Below are 6,692 nucleotides of genomic sequence, written 5' to 3'. Positions count from 1 at the left end.
CAACCTCATTCTGGCACAACTGATGCCGTAGGGGGCCGTCCACACCATCAGAAGCTACACGCGGGATGCGGAGACGTGGGCCCCGGCTCTGCAGCGCACCGCCGAAGAGGCGCTGCGCTGCGTCTGGGGCACCAGGGGAGAGCGTCTACTTCGCCGCCGCATCCTTCCGCTCCAGGAAATGCAGCACGTCCTCATTGAACTGCTCGGGGTCTTGCAGGAACGAGAAGTGGCTCACCTGCGGCTGGATCAAGAGCCCCGCGCCCGGAACGTTCGCCGCCATGAATTCGGTATTCTCCCGCTTGATCGCCTCGTCATGGTCGCCGTCCACGATCCAGGTCGGAACCTTGATGGCAGCAAGGTCCGTGGCCGTCCATTTCGGCTGGCTCTCCCACATCTTGGTAATCTCGTCGACGAAACCCTTGTACTCCGTCGGTGTAGGCGACAGGCGCTTGTACTCCTCGCCGGCCCGCGCGATGAAGGCGTTGAAGACTTCGTTTGAGGCGATATCGGCGACGCCAGATGGGTCGGAGTTCGCCGCGAAGGCGAACAGCCTGCTCACCCGCTCCGGGTGCTTCATCGCGATGTCGAGGCCGATGATCGCGCCGTCGCTCCAGCCGACGATCGCGGCCTTCTTGATCTTGAGATGGTCGAGCAGGGCGACCACGTCCGAGGCCATCAGAGCGTAGCCATAGGGCTCGCCATTGCGGCTGCTGCGGCCATGCCCACGGCTGTCCATGACGATGACCTGATAATGCCGTTGCAGCGCACGGACCTGATGGCCCCAATAATTGGCGTTAGCGAGGCCGCCATGCAGCAACAGCACGGGCTCGCCGCGGCCGAACAAGGCGTACCAGATCTTCACCCCGTTGACCGGCGCGAGGCCGCTTTGCGTTGCCTTGGGCAAGGTCGGCGTCGGCGGCAGGTTCAGCCATTGCGGCGCCGCAGAGACCGCGCTGATCGTAACCGTGACGAGAAACGCGGCGAAAAGATTGCGATACATCATGATGAATATTCCTGTTCGACCGTCAGGTATTACCGCATGGCAACAACGGCGCGTCACCTTCTAAGACGTTACAGATGTAGTCGGCCGCCCTGATAATGGTTGGTATCAGCCGCGATGTCATGGCATGCTCCCGACAATTAAAGGTGCGACACGATCGCACCAGCAAAGGGGAGGGGAGACCGATGCGCTTGACGGCTGCATTAGGCGCGCTTGGCGCCGCATCAATCCTGCTGCTGCCTGCCACCTCACGCGCCGCCGAGATGCGCGGCGTCACCGCAACCGAAATCAGGATCGGCCAGACCATGCCCTATAGCGGGCCCGTGTCGGCCTTCGGCGCGCTCGGCAAGGGCGAGGTCGGCTATTTCAAGATGCTGAACGAGAAGGGTGGCATCAACGGCCGCAAGGTCAACCTGATCTCGCTCGACGATAGCTACGCGCCGCCGAAATCGGTCGAGCAGACCCGCCGGCTGGTGGAGAGCGACGAGGTCGCGCTGATCTTCTCCTCGATCGGCACCGCCCACAACACGGCGATTGCCAAATATCTCCAGTCCAAGAACGTGCCGCAGCTCTTCATCGGCTCCGGCGCCTCGAAATTCGCCGACATCGCGCAATATCCGCAGGCGACGATGGGCGTGCAGGCGCCGTTCCGCTACGAGGCGCGGCTCTATGCGCGCTATGCGCTGGCGAAGAACCCCAACGCGAAATTTGCCGTGATCTCGCAGAACGACGATTACGGTCGGGACTATCTTGCCGGCCTCAAGGACGTGCTCGGCGAGAAATACGACAGTGTCGTCACCGGCGCGACCTACGAGATCGCGGATCCCACCATCGATTCCCAGATCGTGAAATTGAAGGCCTCGGGCGCCGACGTCTTCGTGATCGCGGCGACGCCGAAATTCGCCGCGCAAGCGATCCGCAAATCCTTCGAGATCGGCTGGCGCCCTATGACGTTCCTCTCCAACGTCGCGGTATGGATCTCGACCGTGATGGAGCCGGCGGGCGTGGAGGCCGGCACTGGCATCATCTCGACCGCCTATGTCAAGGATCCCGACGACCCCGCCTGGAAGGACGATCCCGGCGTGAAGGGCTGGCGCGCGTTCATGACCAAATACCTGCCGGAGGCCGACCAGCACGACACCAATTACGTCAACGCCTACAACAGCGCGATGGCGCTCGAGGCGGTGCTGAAAGCCTGCGGCGACGATCTCTCGACCGAGAACATTCTGAAGCAGGCCTTTGCCGTCCGCGATCTCGAACTGCCGATGCTGTTGCCCGGCATCAAGGTCAACACCGGCGTCACCGACCACGTTCCCGTCGACCAGATGCAGTTCATGCGCTTCAACGGCAAGGGCTGGGAGCGCTTTGGCGAGTTGCAGACGGGGAATTGATGATGAAGTGAGCTCTCGCAATGAGAGCCGCTCTCGTGTCCCGGACGCGCTGCAACGCGCAAGCGTTGCGGCGCAGAGCCGGGACCCAGGAGGCCGCGCGAACTTCGGCAACATGGGCCCCGGCTCTGCAGCGCATCGCCAAGAGGCGCTGCGCTGCGTCCGGGGCACGAGGGCGGGGGTTTGACGGCCTCTCTCTCAACGCCGTCATTGCGAGGAGCCCTTGCGACGAAGCAATCCAGAATCTTTCTGCGGAAAGACTCTGGATTGTTTCGCTTCGCCGCTGCACTCGCAATGACGTCACGTTCCCGAACAAACGACTCTTTCCGAGTTTGAACGACCCGATCGCGCCGCCGGCTTGTCCCGCGCACCATGTCGATCCACTTCCCGTGTACCGGCCGCACGATGCAGCGGCGCATGATGGAGATCGACCATGACTGGACTCAAAACTCTCGCCGCTGCGGCCCTGTTGTCGGCGCTGACTGCGACCACCGCCTATGCGCAATCCGGCTTTGCGAACAGCCATCCGGATACGTACGAGGCCGAGAATCCCGACCGCAATCTCAATGGCACGCTGACGCCGGCCGGCCGGCTCGGCCTCGAATTGCCGGATGGCGGCGCGGCCGTGGGTAACACGCTGGCCCGCGCCGACGGTCCGGCGTCGCGGTCCTGCGGCGCGCGCTATCGTTCCTTCGATCCGGCGACTGGCACCTATCTGGGCTTCGACGGCAGCCGTCATCCCTGCAGGTGATGAGACGAACCTGATGCTCTGCAGCAGGTAGGTGCCGCATTGCGGGGGAGGCAATCGCATTCCCCTGTGGCCATCCTTCGAGCCGCCCGCCGACGGCGGGCGGCTCGAAGGGACGAGGCGTGCGCTCACTTCGACGGCGCCGCCGCGGTCTCGTCCGCATCATCCCGCACATGGATCACGGCGATGCTATCCGAATAGATCCGCTTCCAGCCCTTGAGATGATCGAGGATCTGCGGGCCCGGAGAATCGGCGACCAGCAGCGTCGCGTCGATCCTGTGCTCGTCGAGCAGGCGGGGAAGCAGGGCGGGCTTGCGGCCCTCGGTGGCATTGAAGAAGTCCATCACGAATTTCTCGCCATAGAGCTCGGCGCGGCCGTCGACGAACACCGGGATGTCGCGTTCGATCAGATAGCCGCCGAACTTGTAGGCGTTGAAGATGCGCTTGGCGCCGCGCTTCTCGAGCAGGTCGAGTGCCGCGACCGGCGTCTGGTCCATCGTGAAGTTGAAGCGGTGATGCGACATGAACAGCGAGCTCGAGGTCCAGGCCGCTGCGACGATCATCAGTGCGCCGACCGCTGTCACGTAACGGGCGAGCGTGCCTGCGCCGGCATGCGTGTCGGCTTGCGCTTGCGAAAATCTCTCGCCGAGCGGCTTCGCCAGCACCAGCGGCACCAGGAAGGCGAAGGCCTCGATGCTCCTGACATGGGTGAGTGCCATCCAGGTCAGCAGCAGGACCAGCAGGATGCGCGGCGGTGACAGCGTCATGCCGCGATAGAGCCCGAGCGCGATCAGGCCGAACAGCGCGCCTTCGAACGCATTGAAGGAGGCAAAATTCACCGGCGACCATTCGGAGATCACCGTCAGGAGCTCGCCGAGATTGAGGATGTTGGTCGCGCCCAGCAGCGTGCGCCAGCCATAGGGCGTGACGCAACACGCGGCGAGCGCGGCGACACCGAACAGGAACCAGCGCAGCAGCAGCCGGACCTGCTTGCCGGAGTCGAGACCCCACAGCGCCACGAACGCCATCGGACCGATCAGCGCGAGGCCCAGCACGAAGCCGCCATGCAAATTGGCCCAGAGCGACATCAGCGGCAGGAAGGCCCAGGACGGCGTGCCCCTGCGATCGGCGGCATTCATCAGCATGCCGGCCCACGCGATCATCACGGGCAGCGCCAGGATGTGCGGCCGCGCCAGGATGTGGTGCAGCGACAGCACGATCGCTAGCATCGCGAACAGCACCGAGCGCGGCATCTCCAGATGCGCATCGAGCAGATCGACGAGGATCGCCGCCGACAACGCCACCGCGAGCGCGGTGAGGATGACGGGGCCGGCCCAGCCCCATTGTGTGTAGGAGAGCGCGAACGCGACCTGCGACAGCCACGAGGTCGACACCCAGGGCGCACCCGGCCGCGTGAAGGAATAGATGTCGGTGGTGGGCAGGGCGCGGTGATCGAGGATCCATTGCCCGATCTTGATCTGCCAGAACGAGTCGGAGTCCTGAAGCAGCGTGTCGCCGACATAGAGGAAGAACAGATAGGCGCCCGCTCCGACGCAGAGCGGCACCAGCGCTCGCGCGCGGCTCTGCACCGCCATGCTGCTCGCAAAGGAAAGGGACATGCCGCCTCGTCGTCCTGCTTGTTCTTGTCGGTTGGCGGGCGGCATCACACCACGGCGGTCATAACTTCGGGTAAATCGCGTGAAGCTGCCGCATGGCCTCGTTACAATTTAACGGATTGTTTTCAATTTCGATTTACCATCGCCCAATACATGCAAACCGTTCCATGTTTACGCAGTCGAATTAACTGCGGCGAAATTCTTTGCCTCTACGTTCGGTTCCATGGTCGGGCGGCGCTGGGAAGCCGAAGAGACCAGACCAGTTGTAAGCCTCGTGTACATTTTTGGGAGCACTCTATGAAGAACCTCGTTGCGCGTTTCGTGAAGGATGAATCCGGCGCCACCGCTATCGAATACGGCCTGATCGCCGCCGGCATCGCGCTGGCGATCATCACCGTCGTCAACAACCTCGGCAGCACGCTGAACACCAAGTTCGGCTCGATCTCGTCCAGCCTCAAGTAAGAGCCGGCGAAGCCAGAGTTTCGAGAGCCCCGTCCCCGGACGGGGCTCTTTTCTTTTGGCTCGGATGTTGCGAGGGTGCGGCCGGAGCAATCGGTCGCGTAGGGTGGGCAAAGCTTGCGCCGGAGCTCGCAGAGCGAAGGCGAAAGCGTGCCCACGAACTGCAACTGCTGGGCACACTATATCCACACCGTCATTGCGAGCGCAGCGAGGCAATCCAGAGTCTTTCCGCGGAGGGATTCTGGACTGCTTCGTTGCGCTCGCAATGACGGAGAGACGCCGGCGTGCTGTAACTTCTATCGCGGTTGAGGAGAGATGGTGGGCACGGCGCTGTCGCGCCTTTGCCCACCCTACGGCAGCTTGCCGTGGATCAGGACGATCGCGCGCTCATTCCGCGAGGCTGGGCTGCCACACCGGAGCCGGGGCCGCAGACACCGTCGTCGTCCGACCAAGCCGCGCCACGTAATACTTCGTCGCCCAGATCGACGCTGCCGCGACCGCAATGCCGCCGACGACGTCGACGAGATAATGCGCGCCGATCACCGGCGTTGCCACGATCATCAGCATGTTGAGCGCGGCCGCGATGCCGCCGATGCCTCGCACCGGCCACAGCGCCCACATGTAGAGCACGGCGGATGCGGCGTGAAAGCTCGGGAACGAGACGATGCCGGAGAGGAAGAACAGGTGCAACTCGTGCAGGCTGCCGTCGCGGAGCGCTAGGATGTCGCGCAACTGGCCCGCATAGATCATGGTGTTGATCTCGGGGAAATGCGCGGCCGGCAATTGCAGCCCGTAATAGGTGCCGATCGCCGGCACCATTGCGGAGATCGCGATCGTGACCGCGAGCGCAAGGCTCATCGCGAGCATGAACTCTTGCAGCCGCACGTAGCGCGCCGTCAATGTCAGCGCGACGGGAATGGCGAGCAGCGGCCATTTGATCAATCCGTAGCCGCGCGCCAGCACGTCGGCGAGCCAGGGATGATCGTTGACGAAGCGTGCGATCGGTTCGGGATCGAGGCCGAAGGCGCGGTCGATTGCGAGCAGCGCGTCGTCCTGGAGCGGCCAGTTCAGCTTGCCCGCGACGTAGCTCAGGGGGCCGACGATGGCGCAGGTGAGAATGACTTGTCCGATGGTGCCGAGCGAGAACACCAGCTTCGGGTCGGCGCGCTCGCCCCGGGCGAGTTGGTGACGGTAGGCGATCGCGATCAGCAGCATGGCGATGGCCAGCGTGATGCCATAGGCGAGGGGTTCGAGGCTGAGGCCCGTGGCGGGCAGGCCGAACGCCAGCAGGCCGCCCATGGCAACGATGGGAAGCCAGTTCAGTTGGAAGAGCTGCCAGGCGCTCCGGGCGTCGGTATCGACCATGCTGCACCAGGGTGGAATTGCCGCTTCGGTACAGTCGCGGGGTCGCCTTAAGATCGCGGTAACGGCCAGGACCAACCTTTTGCCAATCCGGGCGCTGCAATTTTAATGGTTGTCCG

Annotated in this window: 6 protein-coding genes; 3 read left to right on the top strand and 3 right to left on the bottom strand. The window is 63.6% G+C overall.

What is annotated here, in order from left to right:
• Positions 1-145: 145 nt before the first annotated feature.
• Positions 146-1,003, bottom strand: a complete 858-nt coding sequence (locus HYH08_RS18090; RefSeq protein ID WP_220011145.1) for an alpha/beta fold hydrolase — start codon at positions 1,001-1,003, stop codon at positions 146-148.
• A gap of 182 nt (positions 1,004-1,185) precedes the next feature.
• On the opposite strand from HYH08_RS18090, the gene HYH08_RS18085 reads away from it, so the two are divergent.
• Together HYH08_RS18085 and HYH08_RS18080 are read left to right on the top strand one after the other, a co-directional pair.
• Positions 1,186-2,391, top strand: coding sequence for an ABC transporter substrate-binding protein (locus HYH08_RS18085; RefSeq protein WP_220011144.1), 1,206 nt, complete (start codon positions 1,186-1,188; stop codon positions 2,389-2,391).
• A 430-nt stretch (positions 2,392-2,821) separates the two neighbouring features.
• Positions 2,822-3,139: a BA14K family protein gene (locus HYH08_RS18080; protein ID WP_220011143.1), complete on the top strand. Its 318-nt coding sequence runs from the start codon at positions 2,822-2,824 to the stop codon at positions 3,137-3,139.
• Positions 3,140-3,264: 125 nt separating this feature from the next.
• On the opposite strand, the gene HYH08_RS18075 is transcribed toward HYH08_RS18080, so the two are convergent.
• Positions 3,265-4,755: a hypothetical protein gene (locus tag HYH08_RS18075; RefSeq protein WP_220011142.1), complete on the bottom strand. Its 1,491-nt coding sequence runs from the start codon at positions 4,753-4,755 to the stop codon at positions 3,265-3,267.
• A 294-nt stretch (positions 4,756-5,049) separates the two neighbouring features.
• Here HYH08_RS18075 and HYH08_RS18070 point away from each other — a divergent pair, with 294 nt between their 5' ends.
• Positions 5,050-5,214, top strand: a complete 165-nt coding sequence (locus tag HYH08_RS18070) for a Flp family type IVb pilin (protein WP_018641576.1) — start codon at positions 5,050-5,052, stop codon at positions 5,212-5,214.
• 384 nt (positions 5,215-5,598) lie between these two features.
• Here the strand turns inward: HYH08_RS18070 and HYH08_RS18065 are convergent, their stop codons facing one another.
• Positions 5,599-6,576, bottom strand: a complete 978-nt coding sequence (locus HYH08_RS18065; protein ID WP_220011141.1) for a phosphatase PAP2 family protein — start codon at positions 6,574-6,576, stop codon at positions 5,599-5,601.
• Between the last annotated feature and the right edge of the window lie 116 nt (positions 6,577-6,692).

Origin of the sequence: Bradyrhizobium sp. BR 10289, assembly GCF_019455385.1 — a bacterium.
Lineage (GTDB): Bacteria > Pseudomonadota > Alphaproteobacteria > Rhizobiales > Xanthobacteraceae > Bradyrhizobium.
This window is presented reverse-complemented; position numbering and strand designations above follow the sequence as displayed.

What these genes read in the sequence shown, in the direction of transcription:
- HYH08_RS18070 (WP_018641576.1), top strand. Translation starts at nt 5,050, where the DNA reads ATGAAGAACCTCGTTGCGCGTTTCGTGAAGGATGAATCCGGCGCCACC.
- HYH08_RS18075 (WP_220011142.1), bottom strand. Translation starts at nt 4,755, where the DNA reads ATGTCCCTTTCCTTTGCGAGCAGCATGGCGGTGCAGAGCCGCGCGCGA.
- HYH08_RS18085 (WP_220011144.1), top strand. Translation starts at nt 1,186, where the DNA reads ATGCGCTTGACGGCTGCATTAGGCGCGCTTGGCGCCGCATCAATCCTG.
- HYH08_RS18065 (WP_220011141.1), bottom strand. Translation starts at nt 6,576, where the DNA reads ATGGTCGATACCGACGCCCGGAGCGCCTGGCAGCTCTTCCAACTGAAC.
- HYH08_RS18090 (WP_220011145.1), bottom strand. Translation starts at nt 1,003, where the DNA reads ATGATGTATCGCAATCTTTTCGCCGCGTTTCTCGTCACGGTTACGATC.
- HYH08_RS18080 (WP_220011143.1), top strand. Translation starts at nt 2,822, where the DNA reads ATGACTGGACTCAAAACTCTCGCCGCTGCGGCCCTGTTGTCGGCGCTG.